Here is a 19789-nt window from a genome sequence, read left to right as displayed (position 1 = left end):
GCTTGATTCTGGGCGATCCGGCGCCCTGCGGCGAGCCCGACGGCCACGCCGCGGCAGCATGTGCGCACGCAGCACGATTCACCCTGCGACATCTTGTCGCAGCCTGTGAATGCGATGCTGCGCTGCATCAATCTTCACGCATTCAGGCAAAACCCTTGCGCCCCTTCGCTTTGCGCCCATTGCACCGGACGCTGGAAGTGCTAGAACTGAATCCGCCACATCGTCCAATGCTGATCGACGCACGTTCCAGAAAGGAGCCAGCCATGATTGCTTTGTTCAAGGGTTTGGGAATGCTGCTGCGGGACAACGAGCTGTACAGCAGCCCGTTCGAAAAACAGGTCGCGCACTGGCGCAACCTGAGCGAGCAGCAGATCCGCGACGAGGTGGCCGTGCTGGCCAAGGCCAAGTGCCAGTGGCTGATGGCCTCCATCGTGGGTTGGCAGGCAGCGTCGCTGCTGATCCTGGGCCTGATCGCCAACTACCTGTGGCGCGACGACTTCCATATCACCTTCACCCGCGTGGTGATCGTGTTCGGTTCGTGGGTGTCGATCCTGTTCGTCATCTGGTTCATGGCCAACATGTTCGACCATACCGCCGGCTTCGAACGCTGGATGAAGGCCTTCAACAGCCGCGCGCGCATCAGCTCCAGTGCCGACAGCGTGGAATGCGTGGCCGAAGCGCTGGACCTGGCCGAGCACTATCCGGAAGTGCTGGACTACAAGCAGGCGGTCACCGCCAGGCGCGAACTGCGCCACGAAGACATCCGCATCATGACCGAGATCGGGCGCATGAAGCAGCACTCGGAACTGGTGGGCCGCCTGAACCATGTGGGCGAGACCGAACACCACCACGACATGACGCTGCAGCCGGCGTTCTGATCACCCGGAAAGCGGGGGGAGCCACAATGCCACCGTGCACTGCCACGGTGGCATTGTTCTTTCTGGCGCCTGCTACATGCCGCGGAACAGGCTCATGAACGGCTGGCTGACCACCAGCGTTTCCCGGCGCTGGCGCAGGCGCAGCACGCCCCTGCCGGTATCGTCGCGGCTGACCGCCGCCACCGCCTTCATGTGCACGATGGTGGAACGGTGGATCTGCCGGAACTGCTGCGGGTCCAGCGCCTCCAGCAGTTCGCGCAGCGGCGTGCGCAGCAGGCTCTCGCCCTCGGCGGTCACCACCGTGGTGTACTTGTTGTCGGCGCGGAAATAGACCACGTCATCCAGCATGATCAGCTGCGTTTCGCGGCCATTGCTGGCGGTGATCCAGGCCAGCGGCGGACGCTCGGGCTGCGCCTGCGACGGGCCCAGGCGCTGCAGCAACCGCTCCAGCACGGCATCGTCCTGGCGCGTGGATGGCAGGCGCGACAGGATGCGTTCGCGGGTGGCCAGCAGGCGCTCATCGCTGACCGGCTTCAACAGGTAATCCATCGCGCCCTGTTCGAACGCATCGATGGCGTACTGGTCGTAGGCGGTCACGAACACCACCTGCGTGCGCGGGCTCAGTTCGGACAGCGAACGGGCCACTTCGATGCCGCTGATGCCCGGCATGCGGATATCCAGGAAGGCGATGTCCGGCTGTTTTTCGGCCAGTTGTTCCAACGCACTGGCTCCATCCTCGCACGCGGCCACCAGCTTCAGTTCCGGCCACAGCCGCGCCAGTTGTTCCACCAGTGCCTGGCGCAGCAGTTCTTCGTCTTCGGCAATCAGGGCTTCAAGCGGCATGGGTGCGCTCCTTGGCCGGCTGCGGCAGGGTCATGGTAGCGGCCACGCCCGAGGGGAAGTTGGCCACGATCGCCACGCCGGCCTGCTCGCCGCAGGTCAGGCGCAGGCGCTCGCGCAGGTTCTTCAGGCCGATACCGGTGCCGCTGGTGCCCTGGCCGAAGCCCAGCCCATCGTCGGCCACCGTTACGGTCACATGGTCATCGAAGCCACGCGCCAGGATCCAGATCGTGCCGCCACCCGGCTTGGGCTCCAGGCCGTGCTTGATCGCGTTTTCCACCAGCGTCTGCAGGGCCATGGCCGGCAGGTGCACGCCCTGCAGTTCGTTGGGCACCTGCACTTCCACCGCCAACCGCGCGCCCATGCGGATGCGCAGGATTTCCAGATAGGCGCGCGTGCGTTCCAGCTCCACGCCCAGGGTCGACACCGATTCATCCACCTGCGGCAGAGAACTGCGCAGGTACTGGATCAGGTGCCCCAGCATCTGCTCGGCGCGGCCTGGATCGGTGCGGGTCAGCACCTGCGCATTGGCCAGCGTGTTGTACAGGAAGTGCGGTTCCACCTGTGCGTGCAGCAGGTTCAGCCGCGCCACCGACAGTTCCTTTTCCACCTGGGTCTGCTCGGCGGCGGCCTGTTCGTCGCGGCGCTGGTCGGCCACCCGGCGGCTGATCGCGCGGGTCACCGCTTCGGCGTTCTCGTAGTTGCTGCCTTCATCCAGCGCCAGCAGATCGGCCCACCAGCCGGCATCGGGTTCGAACAGCAGGGTGACCGTGCTGGTGCCCTGCCCCGGAGTGACCGTGGCCTGCACGCTGTTGCGCTTGATCGCCAGCCGCGCCGGCAGGTTCCAGCGCGAGGGTTGGCGGCCATTCCAGAGGTCCACGCGGCGCACGTAGGCGCGCACCTGCAGGCTGCCGGCCGAACTTTCCACGTCTTCCACGCGCGGCAGCTCGGCCACCGCCGCCTCGACCACCGCGTAGGCCTGGCCGGCGTCCATGGGCAGTTCCACCTGGCGCCGCTGGCGGCCAGACAGGGTGCTGCCGTCCAGCTTGCCGGCCACCATCCACACCCGGCGCACATGGGTAATGGCGCTGCCCAGCGCGGTAATCATCAGGAACATCGCCAGCAGGCCGAAGATCCAGCCAGGGCCATCGTTCATGCCGCTGAAGATGCCGCTCCAGACCATGCCTGCCACCAGCAGTGCCACGGCCCAAGCCAACAGATGACGGACAATGAGAGTAAGGCTGGCGAACACGGCAGTGCCTTGTTGGGAAGGGGTGAGCCGAGCATAGGCCGGCGCACCGGGCAGACAAGCGGCCTGCGACGAAGCCCCGGAAAGCGGGGATGGAAGCTGTTACAGCAACGCCGGGCATGGCCCGGCGCTACCGGTAGGTGGCGGGGCAGTGCCCCGCCTTGCCTTACTTGCGCTGGTCGGCGCTGGCGTCACGCACGGCGCGGAACGACTCGTCGGTGCTCCAGTTCGGCCAGCTGCGCGAGTTGGCCAGCTGGCTGCCCAGCGTGTAGAGCACTTCCAGGTCGCGTGCCGCACCCGCGAACACCCAGTCCGGCTGCCACTCGTCGCCCTGCTGGTGGTAGCGCTTGGCGGTGTAATCGTCGGACGCCTTCTTGCCCGCCGCCACGCCACCGTCCACCCAGTCCTGGCCGGCCGACCAGGACAGCGCCGGTACGCCGCGCTTGGCGAACGAGAAGTGGTCGGAACGGAAGAACAGGCCCGCTTCCGGCTTCGGATCGGGGGTGTAGCGGATGTCCCACCCCTTGGCCACGTCCTTCAGCTGGTCCAGCAGCTCGAAGCGCGCGGTGCCGTAGATGCCGAAATCACGCGACGGACCGAACGGCGCCATGCCGTCCATGTTGATCATCGCCACGGTCTTTTCCAGCGGGTACAGCGGATGGGTGGCGTAGTACTCCGAACCCAGCAGGCCCTTTTCCTCGGCGGTGACCGCCAGGAACAGCACCGAACGTTCCGGGCGCTTGCCCTTGGCGAAGCCACGGGCCAGTTCCAGCAGCGAGGCGGTGCCGCTGGCGTTGTCCAGCGCGCCGTTGAAGATGCGGTCGCCACGGGCATCGGGCTCACCCACGCCAATGTGGTCCCAGTGCGCGCTGTAGACGATGGTCTCGTCCGGGTGGCGGCTGCCTTCCAGGCGCGCGGCCACGTTGTGCGAGGTGATCACCTCGGTCTTCACCGTGTACTTCGCATCCAGGCTGGCGCCGGTCAGCGGCACCGGGGTGAAGTCGCGCTGCTGCGCTTTCTTCTTCAGCGCCTCGAAATCCAGGCCGGCCGAGCGGAACAGGTCCACCGCCAGATCGCGCTGGATCCAGCCTTCCAGCGTCGGATGGGTGTCGGCGGGGTTGTCACGCACCACGTCGAACATGGTGTTGGTGTTGGAACCAGCCACGGTGGCCCAGCCGTAGGATGCCGGCGCGGTCTCATGCACGATCAGCACGCCCAGCGCGCCCTGGCGGGCACCCTCTTCGTACTTGTACGGCCAGCGCCCGTACCAGGTCATGCCCTTGCCGTCGAAGTCGCCCTTGCCGGTCTCGAAATCGGGGTCGTTGATCAGCACCACGGCGATCTTGCCCTTCAGGTCCACGCCCTTGAAGTCGTCCCAGTTGCGCTCCGGCGCCTTCACGCCATAGCCCAGGAACACCAGCGGTGCCTTGCTGATATCCACTGCGCTGGCACCGTTCATGGCCGCGCGCACGGCAATCTGCTTGCCCTGCTGCAGCGCCACGGTCTTGCCGCCCTGGTGCAGCGCCAGCTGCGGCGCGCCGACGATATCGCCCTTCAGCAGCGGCACGGCCTGGGTCCACAGGCGCTTGCCATCCTTCAGGTCGCCGCCCGGCTGCAGGCCGGCGTCGGCGAACTGCTTGCTGAGGTAGGCGATGGTCTTCTCTTCGCCGGCGGTGGCCGGCGAACGGCCTTCATACGCGTCGGAGGCCAGCTCCTTCACATCGGCGGAAATACGCGCGCCATCGAACTTCGGCGTGGCCGCCATCAATGCGCTGCTTACCGAAAGGGCCAGCAGGCCCAGTGCCACTCGTTTCATTGCTCTCTCCAGCAGGACAAACCTACCGGAGTGTAAGGGGTTCGGCAGGGCTGCGCCCCGCCCCCCTGTAGAGTCGAGCCATGCTCGACTGACGTCTCGCTCTGGTAACACGAAGGGGTCAGAGCCCTTTCCCGATGGGAAAGGGATCTGACCCCGCGCGATGTCTTACCAGTTCGGGTCTTCTGCCGGTGCGGCAGCGGCAGCGGCCTTGGGCTTGGGCTTGGCCGCCGGGCGCGCGCTGGCGGCCGGTGCCGCCGATGCGCTTGCCGTGGCAGCCGCGGTGGCCGACTTGCTGCCCAGCTTCTGCCGCAGCTCGATCTGGCCCGGGCGGAAGCCACCACGGGTGGCGTCCACACCGTCTTCGATGGTGCCGTATGAGGTCTGCGCGGCCACGCGATCCACGCGGATGGTGCAGCACGGGTGCTCGCTGCGGCCCAGTGAACGACCGGTCTGCGGGTCCTTCAGTTCTTCGCCCAGGCGCACGGCCTGCCAGCGCTGGCCGGCCTGCAGCGTTTCACCGCCCTGGCTCAGCACCACCTGGTCACCGTCCACCGACACCACCGACACCGGGAACAGCGTGGTGACGATGGTCGTGCCGATCTGCCCGGACAACGACTCCATCATCGAAGCGGCCATGTTGCGGCCGTTGACCACGCGCGGCAGCGTGCTGGGGCCGGTCGAGGCCAGCTGGTGGTCGAAGCTGTCGGACATCACCACCTGGCCGGTGGTGGCGTTGACCAGGCGCAGGGTGATGCGGCCGCCCCCGGAGTACGAGGTGACCTGGCGATCGGACATGCGCAGGTTGCGCACGCTGCGCGGGTACTCGAACCGTTCGATGGTGGGAATCAGGATCAGATCGGTCGCCAACTGCTGGCCGATGCGTGCGGTGTCCTGCAGGCGCACATTGCCGCTGTTGATGTGGTCGATCTCGGCCTGCAGTTCATCGCCGAATTCGCGGTCCAGCACGATGAAGCGCTGGGTCTGGGTCAGCGTATCGGACAGGCGTGCGCGAATGGCATCGGCTACTTCGCCGGCATCCACGCGACCATCGCCCACGGCATAGCTGCCGGACTTGGTGCGCGGCAGGGCCACCACGATCTTCGGCTTGCCCTGCTCGTCCGGCGCGCGGTACTGGGCAATCTGCGCACGCACGCGCACCTTCCAGTAGCTGCGCATGCTGCGGTGGGTCACGTCCGAATCGAACGAACTGGCGCCGCGCTTGGCGTCCACCTGCACGTTCTCTTCGTAGTTTTCCTTGTAGCTGGCTTCGGCCGAACCACCGCCGCCGGAGGCCTTCGCCGAGGCCTGGCCCGACGCGCTGGCCGAGGCCGAGCCCTTGAAGCTCCAGCCTTCATCGCTGGCGCGCACGCGGGCAATGGTCTCTTCATCCAGCTGCCGCACTTCGTCCTGCGACAGGATTTCATAGCCCAGCACCGCGCCCTGCGAGCCGGCAATCATCTGCTGGGTGAACGCATCGGCGCGGATATCGCCGACGTGTTCCCCATCCACGTCCACATGCAGGCCTGCGCGCAGGCCCTGCATCTGGCTGGCCACGCGCACGCCATTGACCTGCGCCACCGCCGACTGCAGGGCGGCCAGCACCGCCAGTTCCGGCGTGCTGCCGATACCGTCGGCCTCGCGCGCAACCTGGGTGGTGCCGCCGAAATCCGGCGTGCCGCGCAACGGCGCATCATCGGCCGGTGCGTTGCTGGCCAGCGCGCTGGCCGCCTTTTCCTTGGCGGGGGCCGGCGCGGTGTCTGCCGCCGGGGCTTCCTTGTCGCCACAGGCCGCCAGCAAGGCAGCGGCCAGGCCCAGGCCGATCAGTCGGGTGGTGGTGCGCATGGACATGGACCTGCGATCAGAGGCTGTCGAGCAGCGAATCGGCGTTGGACGGCACCTTCACCTTGCTCTTCTTGGCGAAGGTCACGGCCGACTTGGACGAGCTGTACAGGCCCTTGATGAAGCCCGGCGATTCCTTGGCCACCCACGCACCGGCAGCCAGCTTGCGGCCCACGGTGGCCAGCTGGGTGGCGCCCAGGTTCTTCATGCCCGCGGTGAAGTTGCCGGCTTCGCCGCCCAGCTTCTGTGCTTCGGCAGCCGAGGCCAGCATCGACACCAGGCCTTCGGCGTAGTGCTGCTTCGATTCGGCGCTCAGTTCCGGCTGCGCGGCCACGCGCTCATCGATGGCGGCCTGGGCCGACTCGCTCACCGAGACGGACTTCTTCATGGCATCCACGCTCACCGAACCGGACGACAGCGCCTGGCGCTCGGCTTCCAGCAGCTGCACCTGCTCGGCCAGGCCGAAGGCGCGGGCGAACGAGGTCTGTGCCTGCAGCGAATGCGACTGCGAGCTGACGAAACGGCGCACCAGCGCTTCCTGTGCAGCTTCATCCGGTGCGGCGGCGCTGGAGGCGCTGGCGGAGGTGCCGGTGGCGGCACCAGCCAGATCCTTCAGCTTGCCCAGGCCAGCGTGGGCCGGCATCGACAGGGTGGCGGCGGCAATGGCCACGGCAAGAGCGGTAGTGCGGATCATGGAATTTCCTTTATGAGAGAGACGGCCGCGGTGCGGCACGTGGGGAATCGGTGACCCCGGGGCGATGCCGAGCAAGCTCGGCACCCACCGGGGTGGTGGATCAGCGAACCGCCTTGACGTTCAGTTCGTTGATCATCTGCTGCGCGGCCTTTTCAGCAGCCAGCTGCAGCGCGTTGGTACGGGCCACGGTTTCGTTCGGGCCGGTACCGGAGTACTGCACCGGGCCGACCGACGACACGGTGCGCGGGAAGCGACCGGTCACGTCCAGCACCTTGCCGGTAACAGTGACGAACACGCGGGTGTTGCCGCTGGCCGGATCGCGATCGCGCATGCCCACGTCCAGCGTGCCCACAGCGATGTACGGAATGTTGGCCGCGCGGATGCCGTTGGCGGTATCGCGCAGGGTGGCCGGGGCCAGATCGTTGCCGGTGCTGAAATCCTTGCGGATGCGTTCGATGTTCAGCAGGCCGCGCGACTCACCTTCCACGTACTCCGCTTCCACCACTTCATAGCCGGCGGCGCTGAAGGCACCGGTCATGGCGGTGTTCACTTCAGCCGCATTGGCCACCTTCCAGCTGATGTTGTCGCTGCGCGCGGTGGTGCTGCCGCCGGTGGTGACCGACATCGAGCCGTTCTGGTTGATGCTGCCGTTGGTGCTGACCGAGTTGCCACGGAACGAATCACCTTCGCGGGTGTTCTCGCTGTAGCTGGTGCTCACGTCGGCACGGCGGTATTCCTTGTCCTGGAACGACTGTACGGTGTCCTGCGAGCGCGCCATGAACAGGAAGGTCAGCAGCGAACGCTGTGCCGCAGTGGCGCCGGCCACGGCCGAGCCGGCATCCAGCTTGGTCTGCAGCAGCGTGGTGTTGATTTCCGCACGCACGGTCACGCTGTAGGTCTTGGCCTTCTTGTCTTCGTTGTCCGACAGCTGTACGGCGCTGAGCACGTAGCGATCGATTTCACCGATGAACTCGGCGCGGCGCGCTTCGAACAGGCGCAGCTTGGCCGCACCGGTTTCGGCGATGTACGCCTCCAGTGCATTCACCTTGGCCTTTTCCAGGGCTTCGGCACGGGTGCCGGCGCTCAGGCGCAGGCTGTAGCTGGCCGAACCGGTGCCGCGCGAGCTGGCGGACTGCGCCGCCACCGGCGAAGCCACCGCCAGGGCGATGAGGACGAGCAGGATGGTACGCATCAACGACATGACTTGATCAACTCCTGGAGGGCTTGGGTCTGCTGCTGCAACGGGCGGCCGCCCGGCTTCTGTTCGTCCAGCCAGGTGCGCGCATCGGCACGCTTGGCGGCGGCGCCGGCGAAGGCATCAAAGCCCGCCAGCAGGGTTTCGTAGCTGGCCGACCACTGGTCAACCTGCCACTGCGTGACCGGCACCACCTTGGTGGCGCCCTTGCGCAGCGGCTGTTCGAAATAGACTTTGCCCGAGAACGGCTCGGTCACCTTCGCGGTGAAGAACGCGCCGAACAGCATCGTCTTCATCGCCGGGGTTTCTTCGATCACGCCGTTCTTCAGCGCATCCACCTGCACGCTGATCAGGTAATCGGCCTCGGGAATCTTCAGCTGGTAGACCTTGCCGTCGGCAAAGCGCGCGGCCATGGCACCGCCGATCGCCTGGCCGGAGGCTGGCGGCAGCAGGCCGACGCCGGTGTTGGACGACAGCGTCTTGGACAGCTCGTGGGCCAGGGTGGCGCGCAGCGTGTCGGCCCACTTCGGGTCCGGCAGCTTGGCCAGCGTGGCATCGGACAGGGTGACCGCGCCCACCTGCAGGCGGCGCGTGGCCGCTTCCGGCAACCTGGCCTGGGCCAGGGCCTGGGCCAGCACCTGCGACAGGCTGGTATCGGCGCTGCCGTACAGCAGGTCGGCCACGATCGCGTCGATATCGTCGCGGTCCGGGCGGTAATCCTGCACGTCAATGCGCTGCAGGGTAAGCGGATAGGACGCGATCACCTGGCGCTCGCGGAAGTCGAAGAACAGCGCCTGCAGGGCCACTTCCACCAGCACTTTGTACTGGTTGCCGATCGGCTCGACCGACACCAGTTCGCGGTCCAGTGCGGCGGCCAGCACGGTAGCGCTGGTGGTGCCGTCCAGCATGGCCACCGGCTGGTCGATCAGCTCCAGCTGCGCAGGCTTGCGGCGTTGCAGTGCCTGCCACAGGGTCTGGTTCAACGGCAGCAGGCCGCGCGATTCCAGCACCGCCTGCGCGTGCGGCGTGGTCGCCTTTACGGCAGCGGCATCGGCGGTATAGGCGAAACCGGCCCAATAGGCCTGCTGTGATTTCTCTGCGGCCTGGGTTGCCAGCGGCCAGACGGCCAGGCACAACGCATAGGCAAGCAGGCGCGCAAAAGCGCGCGGCGCGCTCTTCGTCCTTGAAAACATCCAACCGCTCCTGGGTCTAGACACGGAATGCGAACGCGTTCACGTTCGCTGGGCGCGAAACATAGCCGCTCAGGCGCCCGCCCACAAGTGCTGCCTTGGTCGGCTTCAGTTTTCCGGGGCTTGGCCGGCCCTTTCCCGCAACACCGCGCGCTCGGCGGCATTGGGGGTCTGTGCCGCCGCCATGGCAAATGCGTCACGCGCATCTGCCTCCCTGCCCAACTGCAGCAACAGCTCGCCGCGCACCACCTGCAGCGGCGCATAGCACTGCAGGCGTGCATCCACCAACAGCGGCTGCAGCAGCGCCCACGCCGCGAACGCGCCATCGCTGCGCGATACCGCCACCACGCGGTTCAGTGCCACCACCGGCGACGGCATCACCTGCAGCAGCTGTGCGTACAGCGCCGCGATGCGTGCCCAGTCGGTGTCCACCGCCTGCCGCGCGGCGGCATGGCAGGCGGCAATCTGCGCCTGCAGCACGTAGGTATCGTGCTGGCCGCCGGCGGCCAAGGCCTGCGCCAGCGCCTGCTGCCCACGCGCGATCTGCAGCCAGTCCCAGCGCGCGCGGTTCTGCTGGTCCAACAGCACCGGCATGCCCTGCGCGTCCACCCGAGATGCCGCGCGCGAGGCCTGCAGTTCCATCAGCGCCAACAGGCCCAGCACCGGCGGTGCTGGCATGCGATGGGCCAGGATGCGGGCCAGTCGCAGGGCTTCCTCGCACAGCGCCGGGCGCATCCAGTCATCACCGGCGCTGGCCGCGTAGCCCTCGTTGAAGATCAGGTAGATCGCTTCCAGTACCGAACCAAGCCGCTCCGGCAGCGCGTCGGCGCGCGGTACCTCATACGGCACCTGCTTCTGCGCCAACGTGCGCTTGGCGCGCACGATGCGCTGGGCGATGGTGGGCTCCGGCTGCAGGAACGCGCGGGCGATCTCCACCGTGGTCAGGCCACCCAGCAGGCGCAGGGTCAGCGCCACCCGGGCATCGGCCGGCAGCAGCGGGTGGCAGGCCACGAACATCAACCGCAGCAGATCGTCGCCCAGGTCGTCTTCCAGCATGTGGTTGTCATCGGGCGCGGGCAGCGCGGCCGGGTGCAGCAGCTCGCCCCACTGCGCGTGCTGCTGGGCCACCCGCTGGTGCTGGCGCAGCACATCGATGGCACGGTTGCGTGCGGTGGTCATCAACCAGGCCCCCGGGTTGTCCGGCATGCCCTGCGCCGGCCAGCGCTCCAGCGCGGCCAGCCAGGTGTCCTGGGCCAGCTCTTCGGCACGGCCCACGTCACCGCCCAGCAGCCGTGCCAGGCGCGCGATCAGCACGGGCGATTCCATTCGCCACAGGGTGTCCATGCGCTGGGTCAGGGTGGGCTCGGTCATGTGCCGATCACAGCATCAACGGCCGGGCCCTACAAGCGTGCCGCTCACCCCGGTTCACCGTCCATGTGCGCGATCTCCCACAGATGGCCATCCAGGTCCTGGAAGCCACGCTGGTACATGAAGCCGTAATCGCGCGCCGGCTGCGGTTCGCGGGCACCGGCCGCCAGCGCCTTGTCCACCAGCGCATCCACCGCCTTGCGGCTGTCCGCCGACAGGCAGGTGATCACCTCGGTGCTGGCCTGTGCATCGGCAATGGCCTTGGTGGTGAACTGCTGGAAGAACGGCTTCACCAGCAGCATCACGAAGATGCTTTCGCTGATGACCATGCAGGCCGCGTTCTCGTCGGTGAACGCGGGATTGAACTGGTAGCCCAGGGCGCTGAAGAACGCTTTGGACGCCTCCAGATCCTGCACGGGCAGGTTGACGAAGATCATCTGCGGTTGCGCTGCACTCATGGTCTGCTTTCCTTGGGTTTAAGGGAGGGCCGGTTACGGTTGCTTCATGCAGTTGACCATCCACGGCTTGCCGAAGCGGTCGATCAACATGCCCCAGCGGTGTGCCCAGAAGGTTTCGGCAATCGGCATCTGCACCTGGCCACCTTCGGCCAGCGCGGCGAACACGCGTTCGGCCTCCTCGATGCTGTCCACGTCCACGTTGATGGTGGTGGCGCTGCCACCTTCGCCGCCGGGACCATCGGCGGCCATCAGGATCGCCGCACCGATCTCCAGCTGGCTGTGCGCCACGTGGTCCAACGTTTCCGGCGGCATCTCGCTGCAGCCGGGCTCATCGGACGGCGGCATGTCGCGGTACTTCATTTCCGACGTGACCTGGCCGCCCAGCGCCTTGGCGTAGAACGCCATGGCATCGTGGGTCTGGCCGCTGAAGCCAAGGAAGGGAATCAGTTTCATGGCATTGCTCCATTGGGAAGGCGGGGGCGTGGGTGCCGGGGCGTACCCGGCGATGGCACTACGGCGGGCTCAAGCGTCGATCTGGTTCCGCAGACGCTGTTCCTGTTGCTGTAATTCGGGGGTGAAAGCCTCGCCGAAGTCCTCGGCGGTGATCAGCGGGCGCAGTTCCAGGGCATCACCGTGCTTGAACGGCGCGCGCCGCGCCCACTCGATGGCTTCGTCCAGCGACCGTACTTCCCACAGCCAGAAGCCGGCGATCTGCTGCTCGGCCGGGCCGAACGGGCCGGGCTGCACGGCCGGGGCACCGTCACCGAACTGAATGCGATGGCCGCGGGCGGTGGCGTGCAGGCCTTCGCCAGCGAGCATGATGCCGGCGGCGACCAGTTGTTCGTTGTAGGCGCCCATGGCGGTCAGTTCCGCTGCGCTGGGCATGCGCCCGGCTTCGGAATCGGCGCTGGCTTTGACGATCACCATCACTTTCATGTCGGTCTCCGGTGGGCGGCAGTGGCGCGCCCTTCACTCTTACAACGAACGAGGAGGACGGGGATCGACAGGTTCCTGGAAATTATTTTTCCCGCGGAGAGCGCGCCTTCGGCGGGGGTCGGCGAACGGCGGAGCCCCTCCGTGGTGGGGTGCGGTTGGTCGCTGAAAGCTGGGGCTTCTGGGTTGGGCCGGTGGGGGTGGGGCCACGGGACACGCCGTAAATCCATCCATGGAGGCTCGTAGGCGCCATCCATGGCGCCTGCGGTCCCGCGGCCCCACCCCCACCGGCCTCGGACAGGTTCACGCGGCTGACCCACCACGGTAGATCAAGAGAAAAAGGCGAAAGCAAAAGCACAGCGGGGAATCGACACGTTCCTGGCAGATTCTTTTCCTCGCGTAGAGCGCGCCTTCGGCGGGGATCGGCGAACGGCGGAGCCCCTCCGTGGTGGGGTGGGGTTGGTCGCTGAAAGCTGGGGGTTCTGGGTTGGACCGGTGGGGGTGGGGCCACGGGACACGCCGTGAATCCATCCATGGAGCAACTGTGTTGTGGGATGGGATTTTGGCCGTCTGGCAGACAGGCACGGCAAAGCCGGCTGCCCGGCCCAAACCAGTAAGCCCAGCTTTCCGCGATCAACCTAACCCAACCCACCCCACCACGGAGGGGCTCCGCCGTTCGCCGTTCCCCGCCGAAGGCGCGCTTCTCGCGCTGCAGCATGATTCCGCGCAGACCTGCGCCATCATGGTCACCCCGCCCGCCACGCCAGGACCATCCCATGCAGCAGTACCTGCTCCTGATCTACATCGAGCCCGCCCTGCTGCAGGCCCTGCCCAGCGAAGAGTTCAACGCGCTGATGCGCGACTGCCTGGCCCACGCCGACCAGCTGCAGGCCGAAGGCACCCTGCTGGCCGCACAGAAACTGCAGCCGGTGGACACCGCACAGACCCTGCGCGTGCGCGACGGCCACAGCCGCGTGCTCGATGGCCCCTTCGCCGAAACCCGCGAACTGCTGGCCGGCTTCAACCTGATCGTCGCGCGCAACCGCGACGAGGCCATGGCCATCGCCCGCGACTTCCCCTGGGCACGCTTCGGCAGCATCGAAGTGCGGCCGCTGGAAGACATGAACGCCGAACGCGAACGCTGCGGCGCGCCCGCCGCTACGGCAGCAGCCGCACCCTGACCTCGCGCCGGCCAACGCCTTCGTTGCCACTGTAGTCACGCGCACTGGCACGCACGATGTACTCGCCCGGCGGCAGCGCCGCCGGCTGCCAGCGCCCGGTTTCCATCAGGCCATCGCGCACGGTGTTGGTCACCAGGTAGCGGAAGCGGGTAACCGCGCTGCCGTGCACGGTAATGCCGCTGTCCGGTGCATAGGCCACCTTCGCCGCCAGATTCTGTGGCGGCATGCGGTTGAACACGATGTTCCAGCGCGGCTGCTCGTAGCCCTGCAACGCCTGGCCGTTGCCATCCAGGATCTGGTAACCCACCTGGTACGGCCCCAGTCGGCGGCGTGGCAGGTTGTTGTCCACCTGGTCCCACGCTTCCACCACGATCTGCACCCCACGCCCCTGCCGCGCCACCATCACCACGCCGTCGCTGCCCGGCGCCATGGGTTGGTCGTTGTCGTCCAGCAACGCCACGTCGGTGATACGCGGGGCGAAGTGGTCGGCGTAGTTGTGGAAGCCCAGTGCCACCGCGTTGGTCTCAAAACCACCGGTGCCCAGTGCCAGGTGCACGTGCGCCTGGCTGTTGATGCTGCCCAGCCGATCCCCCACGTGGATGCGCGTACCACGACGCACGCGGATGCGCTCCAGCGTTCCATCGTCGGCGTACAGCGGCTGCCAGCGTGCATCGAAGGGCTCACCGCGCGGCGTGCGGCCCACGCGCATGTGGATGTACTTCAGGCGATCCACCGCCAGGCCTTCGCCCTGCCCGCCCAGGCTCCAGGCGGCGATCGGGCTGCTGATCTTGCCCTCGGCAATGGCCAGCACGGTCTGCCCCACATCGCCGCGCACATCGAAACCGCCGTGCAGGTGGTGGCGGCTCTCACCCTTGAAGTTGCCACGTACCTCGCCCAGCGTGCCCACCACTTCGTGCCAGCCGTCCTGCGGTGCCAGCGGCCAGCGTCCGCCCGTATCGGGCAACCCGGCATCGGCGGCCGGACCCACCAGGGCCGGTGCAGGAAGCTCGCCCACTGGCAGCGGGCGCAGGCGATGCAGGCGGTAGGCAGTCGAATCAGCCACCAGCACGCTGCCATCGGCATCCACGGCCAGACCGCTGGGCCGCGCCAGGCGGGGCAGGCGGTCGTTGCCCAGCAGCGCAATCTGGTGGCCCTGCGGGGTGATCTGCAGCACGCGCCCATCCAGGTCGCCTACGTACAGCACGCCATCGTGGGTCGTGGCCAACGACAGCGGGGCGTTCATCACCCCACCACTGCTCACCAGCGTACTGACCGCGCCGTCGGCGCCCACGCGGCGCACCGCGTTGTTGAACAGATCGGCCACCAGCAGCGCGCCATGCGCATCGAAGGCCAGCGCCACCGGGGTATCGAACCGCGCTTCGCCACCGATCGCATCGGTGAACCCCGGGCGGTCGCCACCGGCCAGGGTCCGCACCTGGCCATCGGTGCCGATCACGCGGATGCGGTCGTTCCAGGTATCGGCCACGAACACCTGGCCCTGCGCATCCACGGCGATGCCCATCGGCCCATCGAAGCGTGCCTGTGCGGCGGGTCCATCGGCATACCCCTGCTCGCCGCCGGCCAGCGTGGTCACCTGCCCGTCGACAGAAATGCGCCGGATCGCGTGGTTGCCGGTGTCGGCCACGTACAGGTTGCCCTGCGCATCGGCGGCAATGCCCGAAGGCGTGTGGAAGCTGGCCTGCAGCGCCGGGCCGTCCACGCGCCCCTCGCCCTGCCCGGCCACGGTCTGCACGCGGCCATCGGGCCACCAGCGGCGGATACGGTTGTTGTCGCCGGCGTCGGTGAAGTACACCGCGCCCTGCGCCGTGCGCACCACCGCGTAGGGGTCGGCGAAGCGCGCCTGCGCGGCCGCGCCATCACGATTGCCGGGATGGCCATCGCCGGCCAGCGTTTCGATCTGCGCCGTCCAGGCCAGGGGCGTGGGTTGCGGCCCAGCGGGTGCGGATGCCTCGGGGTCCCGGTCAGGCCACCAGGTGGCGGCCAACGCCGCTGCCGTCACCACCACCACGCCCACCATCCACCACTGCCGCTGTGCCATCGCTACGCATCATCCCTGCCGATTTCAGCCCACGACCATAGTCGCTGCACTGTCGTTGTGCCACCACCTGCAGCGCCGGCTACCCGGCCCTTGCTTGCCGCCAGCCGCGCGGCGGGTTTCAATCAGCGCTCACGCCAAGGATGGAACCGCCATGTCCCCTGCCCGCCTGCTGCCACTTGCGCTGTCCGCCATCCTGCTGGCTGCGCCTTTTGCTGCGGGGGCTGCCGACAGCACCGCCGCCACCACGTTCCAGCAGCGCTGGGAGAACGCGCAGAGCACCGCCACCAGCGGCAATACGCTGGGCGCGATGGTCGAATTCGAGAAACTGATCGACGATCCGCAGTTGGGCATACTCGCACCCGAAGCCCGTGCCGAAGGTGCGCGCGTCGGCGGCATGACCGCGTACCTGCAGCATGACAACCCTCTGGCCCGCCGCTACCTGCAGATGGCACTGGCGGTCGATCCGGGCGACGTAGAGGCCTTGATGCCGCTGGTGTGGGTCGATCTGAGCGAAGACCAGAACGACCTGGCCGTCACCCATCTTCTGCAGGCCACGGCGCATGCGCGCGAGCCGCTCGAATTCGATACCCAGATGGTCAGCTTCCTGCAGTACACGCTGCGCGACCAGCCTGCGCGCCGGCGCGAGGTGCTCAAGGCCCTGTTCGACAACGGCTGGAAGAGTGATGGACTGGAGCCAGGCGCCTTCTGGGTGCTGCTGGCCAGCCTGCAGGTCGACACCGATTCGGGCCGCGATGTAGCGGCCACGCTTGAACGCGTCCGTACACCGCTGGAACTGATCACCCTGCGCAGCGACAAGCGCTTCGACCGCTACGTGGATCGCGATGACCCACGCTATGACCCGGAGCGCGCAGCGCGCCAGTACCTGGACGAGCTGCGTGTTTCCAGCCTGCTCGATCGCAGCCTGGACGCCGCGCTGGTCGATTTCAGTTCCACCCAGTTGATGTTGGGCGAGAACGAGCAGGTCGTGCAGTTCAGCGACGGCATCGCCGGATTCGTGGCCGAAGGCAACCTGCCCAATGGCCCCGAGGCGCAATGGCTGGCCTGGCTGCTGAGCAACCGGATGATCGCGCTGCGTCGGCTGGATCGCCTGGACGATTCCGTGGCCACGGCTCGGCTGGCCGAGAAAGTGGGTGCATGCGGGCCGGACCATGTCGACCACATCATCAACCTGGCCTTCATGCTGGCTGCCACCGACCAGCTGGACGAGGCCGTGTCGGTGCTGGCGCGGCTGGACGACCTGAGCCCCTATGGCGAATCGGCGCAGGCGCTGGTGGGCTTCCTGGCCGCACGCAAGCGTGGCGACGCCGCCGCCGAAGCCAGCGCGCGGGCCACCCTGGTGCGCAACCGCGACACGGCACGCACCTTCCACCGGGAAATGCTGCTGGAAGAAGGCGACCTGGACGGTGCAGCCGCTGCGCTGATCGGCCTGCTGCAATCACCCGATGACCGCAACGAAGCCCTGCTGGACCTGCAGGACATGCGCGTCTACCCGTCGCTGCCCACCGAAGTGCAGATCGATGCACGCTGGCGGCAGCTGAAGCAGCGTGCCGATGTGCGCGCGGCCATTGCCAAGGTAGGCCGGGTGGAGCGCTACGCGCTGTATGGAAACGCGTCTTCGCGCTGAACCACTCTACTTCGCCGGCACTTCGCTGCGGATGCCCATGGCCTGCCGGTAGCGCGCGTACAGCGCCATCACCTTCTCCACGTAGGCCAGGGTTTCTGCATACGGCGGCACGCCGTTGTAGCGGGCCACCGCACCGATGCCGGCGTTGTAGGCCGCCGCCGCCAATGGGCGGTCGCCGTTGTAGCGGCGCAGCAGGCTGCGCATGTAGCGCGCGCCGCCGTCGATCGATTGCTGTGCCGAGAATGGATCACGCACGCCGTACTCCACCGCGGTTTCAGGCATCAGCTGCATCACGCCCTGCGCGCCCTTGCACGAAACGGCAAGCGCGTCGAAGTTGCTTTCGGCATGGGCAATCGCGCGCAGCCAGGCATCGTCCACGCCGGTGGCCTTGGCCGCTGCCTTGAACTGCGTTGCATGTGGTGCGAGCTGCGGCGCGCCGACCTTGCCGAGGCCTTCATGGGCCGGCTCGCCCGGCGGCGTGGCCACGGTGAACTTCAGGTACACCCGCGATCCGGGCAGGTTGCGGGTGGAATAGACCAGGGTGCCGTCCTGCTCGCGCTCGTACAGCACGCCGCTGAACACCCCCATGTTGCCCCACAGGTTGGGCGCCTGCACCGCGTTGTCGTCAATCTGTTTTGCCGTACAGCGCGAACCCGGCTCGGGCGCGGTGGCCAGGCTGACCGTGTTGCCCTGCACGCAGCGGTACACCGTGCGCGCCGCCGCCAGGCCAGGCCACAGGCCCAGCAGCAGCGACAGCGCAACGGCGGCACGGCGGGGGAACATGGCGGCCGGATGATCCGGCCGCGCCCGCTAAATCCGGGTGAATGGGGTCGGGTGAATGGGGTCAGAGCCCGTTGCCACGCAACGGGATCCGACCCCGCAAATCACGTCACCGCTCTGCGGCGCAGCCAGTACCCCACGCCCAGCAGCACGAACCACGCCGGGCTGGCCAGCAGCGCCTGGCGGGTGTCGGCCTGCAGGCTCAGCAGCACCAGCACGGCGGCGAAGAAGACCAGACAGGCCCAGCACATGGCCACGCCGCCGGGCATCTTGAAGATCGATGCCGCATGCCGTTCCGGGTAGCGGCGGCGGTAGACCATGTAGGCCACCAGGATCAGCGACCAGACGAAGATGAACAGCACGGTGGCCAGCGTGGTCACCAGGGTAAAGGCGGTCACCAGGTTGGGAATCAGGTAGATCAGCAGCGTGCCGCCCAGCAGGCACAGGCACGAGAACAGCAACCCACGGGCCGGCACCGCCGCGCGCGACAGCTTGGAAAGCCCACGCGGCGCGTGCCCTTCTTCAGCAAGGCCGTACAGCATGCGGCTGGTGGAGAAGATGCCGCTGTTGGCCGACGAGGTGGCCGAGGTCAGCACCACGAAGTTGATCAGGCTGGCGGCGGCGGGAATGCCGGCCAGCACGAACAGCTGCACGAACGGGCTCTTGTCCGGCACCACCTGGCGCCACGGCGTCACCGCCATGATCGCGATCAGCGCCAGCACGTAGAAGATGATGATGCGCACCGGAATGGAATTGATCGCCTTGGGCAGGTTGCGCTCGGGGTTGGCGGTTTCCGCGGCGGTGGTGCCCACCAGTTCGATGCCAACGAAGGCGAACACCGCGATCTGGAAGCCGGCGAAGAAGCCGACCAGCCCCATCGGGAACATGCCGCCGTCATTCCACAGGTTCGACAGCGAGGCGGTGTGGCCGCTGGGCGAGGTGAAGCCCCAGGCCACCAGGCCGGCGCCGGTGATGATCAGCGCGCAGATGGCCACGATCTTGATCAGCGCGAACCAGAATTCCATTTCGCCAAACAGCTTCACCGTCACCAGGTTCAGCCCCAGCAACAGCAGCACGCACAGCAGCGCCGGTATCCAGGCGGCCAGTTCGGGGAACCAGAACTGCGCATAGGCGGCGATCGCGATCACATCGGCGATGGCGGTCACGATCCAGCAGAACCAGTACGTCCAGCCGCAGAAGAAACCGGCCCAAGGGCCCAGCAGGTCGGTGGAAAAATCGATGAAGGACTTGTAGTTCAGATTGGACAGCAGCAGCTCGCCCATCGCCCGCATCACGAAGAACAGCATCGCGCCGATGATCAGGTAGACGAAGATGATGGACGGGCCCGCCAGGCTGATGGTCTTGCCCGAGCCCATGAACAGGCCGGTGCCGATGGCACCGCCGATGGCGATCAGTTGCAGGTGGCGGTTGGACAGGCTGCGGCGCAGGTGCTCCGGGGGTGCGGCGGGTTCGGTCATGGAAGGGGGCGCTGGAAGGGGCGGGTGAAGCCCCCGACGGTAGACCTGTGCGGCCCGGAGCGCCAGTCTCAGCCGGATCGCTGCCGTCATCGGTTGTCGCAATTGCCACAATGTGACGGATTATCGGTCCTGCCCCATTCCGCACAGGCGGCCAACATGCTCAGATAGGGCATCCGTCCAAGGATC

General features: G+C 67.3%; 17 protein-coding genes. 3 read left to right on the top strand and 14 right to left on the bottom strand.

Annotated features, from left to right (window positions below):
- Window positions 1-263 precede the first annotated feature (263 nt).
- Window positions 264-878: a hypothetical protein gene (locus G4G00_RS00450; RefSeq protein WP_108748360.1), complete on the top strand. Its 615-nt coding sequence runs from the start codon at window positions 264-266 to the stop codon at window positions 876-878.
- A 72-nt stretch (window positions 879-950) separates the two neighbouring features.
- Here G4G00_RS00450 and G4G00_RS00445 read toward each other — a convergent pair whose 3' ends face one another.
- From G4G00_RS00445 to G4G00_RS00395, 11 genes are all read right to left on the bottom strand, one after another.
- Window positions 951-1721, bottom strand: coding sequence for a LytTR family DNA-binding domain-containing protein (locus G4G00_RS00445; RefSeq protein ID WP_164270653.1), 771 nt, complete (start codon window positions 1719-1721; stop codon window positions 951-953).
- Window positions 1711-2970, bottom strand: a complete 1260-nt coding sequence (locus G4G00_RS00440) for a histidine kinase (protein WP_164270651.1) — start codon at window positions 2968-2970, stop codon at window positions 1711-1713. The genes G4G00_RS00445 and G4G00_RS00440 overlap by 11 nt, the downstream gene beginning before the upstream one ends.
- 163 nt (window positions 2971-3133) lie before the next feature.
- Entirely contained in the window at window positions 3134-4783 is a 1650-nt protein-coding gene (locus G4G00_RS00435) for a M28 family metallopeptidase (RefSeq protein WP_164270649.1), read from the bottom strand.
- A gap of 165 nt (window positions 4784-4948) precedes the next feature.
- Window positions 4949-6625 (bottom strand): CsgG/HfaB family protein, encoded by a 1677-nt coding sequence (locus G4G00_RS00430; RefSeq protein ID WP_164270647.1) that lies wholly within the window; start codon window positions 6623-6625, stop codon window positions 4949-4951.
- A gap of 16 nt (window positions 6626-6641) precedes the next feature.
- Entirely contained in the window at window positions 6642-7316 is a 675-nt protein-coding gene (locus G4G00_RS00425; RefSeq protein WP_108752036.1) for a hypothetical protein, read from the bottom strand.
- Window positions 7317-7416: 100 nt separating this feature from the next.
- Window positions 7417-8517, bottom strand: a complete 1101-nt coding sequence (locus G4G00_RS00420; protein ID WP_108755292.1) for a hypothetical protein — start codon at window positions 8515-8517, stop codon at window positions 7417-7419.
- Entirely contained in the window at window positions 8508-9704 is a 1197-nt protein-coding gene (locus tag G4G00_RS00415) for a hypothetical protein (RefSeq protein WP_164270645.1), read from the bottom strand. Before G4G00_RS00415 ends, G4G00_RS00420 begins: the two co-directional genes overlap by 10 nt.
- A 105-nt stretch (window positions 9705-9809) precedes the next feature.
- The gene (locus G4G00_RS00410; RefSeq protein ID WP_164270643.1) at window positions 9810-11072 is read right to left on the bottom strand and encodes a sigma-70 family RNA polymerase sigma factor; all 1263 of its coding nucleotides are present in this window, start codon (window positions 11070-11072) and stop codon (window positions 9810-9812) included.
- Between the two features lie 44 nt (window positions 11073-11116).
- Window positions 11117-11527 (bottom strand): VOC family protein, encoded by a 411-nt coding sequence (locus tag G4G00_RS00405; protein WP_108752032.1) that lies wholly within the window; start codon window positions 11525-11527, stop codon window positions 11117-11119.
- Window positions 11528-11560: 33 nt separating this feature from the next.
- Window positions 11561-11980: a VOC family protein gene (locus G4G00_RS00400; protein ID WP_108748350.1), complete on the bottom strand. Its 420-nt coding sequence runs from the start codon at window positions 11978-11980 to the stop codon at window positions 11561-11563.
- Between the two features lie 69 nt (window positions 11981-12049).
- Window positions 12050-12463: a YciI family protein gene (locus tag G4G00_RS00395; protein ID WP_108752031.1), complete on the bottom strand. Its 414-nt coding sequence runs from the start codon at window positions 12461-12463 to the stop codon at window positions 12050-12052.
- Window positions 12464-13236: 773 nt separating this feature from the next.
- Here G4G00_RS00395 and G4G00_RS00390 point away from each other — a divergent pair.
- A complete protein-coding gene (locus G4G00_RS00390; protein ID WP_108752030.1) occupies window positions 13237-13641 on the top strand; it encodes a YciI family protein in 405 nt (134 codons plus the stop codon).
- Here the strand turns inward: G4G00_RS00390 and G4G00_RS00385 are convergent.
- Window positions 13619-15700, bottom strand: a complete 2082-nt coding sequence (locus G4G00_RS00385) for an NHL repeat-containing protein (protein ID WP_108752029.1) — start codon at window positions 15698-15700, stop codon at window positions 13619-13621. The two genes, G4G00_RS00390 and G4G00_RS00385, sit on opposite strands and share 23 nt — an antisense overlap.
- Before the next feature lie 151 nt (window positions 15701-15851).
- On the opposite strand from G4G00_RS00385, the gene G4G00_RS00380 reads away from it, so the two are divergent.
- The gene (locus tag G4G00_RS00380) at window positions 15852-17345 is read left to right on the top strand and encodes a hypothetical protein (protein WP_164270641.1); all 1494 of its coding nucleotides are present in this window, start codon (window positions 15852-15854) and stop codon (window positions 17343-17345) included.
- Between the two features lie 6 nt (window positions 17346-17351).
- On the opposite strand, the gene G4G00_RS00375 is transcribed toward G4G00_RS00380, so the two are convergent.
- Window positions 17352-18128: a lytic transglycosylase domain-containing protein gene (locus G4G00_RS00375; protein ID WP_164270639.1), complete on the bottom strand. Its 777-nt coding sequence runs from the start codon at window positions 18126-18128 to the stop codon at window positions 17352-17354.
- A 101-nt stretch (window positions 18129-18229) separates the two neighbouring features.
- The gene (gene cycA, locus G4G00_RS00370) at window positions 18230-19603 is read right to left on the bottom strand and encodes a D-serine/D-alanine/glycine transporter (protein ID WP_108752026.1); all 1374 of its coding nucleotides are present in this window, start codon (window positions 19601-19603) and stop codon (window positions 18230-18232) included.
- Window positions 19604-19789: the final 186 nt, after the last annotated feature.

It is taken from the genome of Stenotrophomonas sp. B1-1, from assembly GCF_010894375.1.
Classification (GTDB): Bacteria; Pseudomonadota; Gammaproteobacteria; order Xanthomonadales; family Xanthomonadaceae; genus Stenotrophomonas.
The sequence above is the reverse complement of the archived record's forward strand: the minus strand, read 5'-3'. Positions and strand labels throughout refer to the sequence as shown.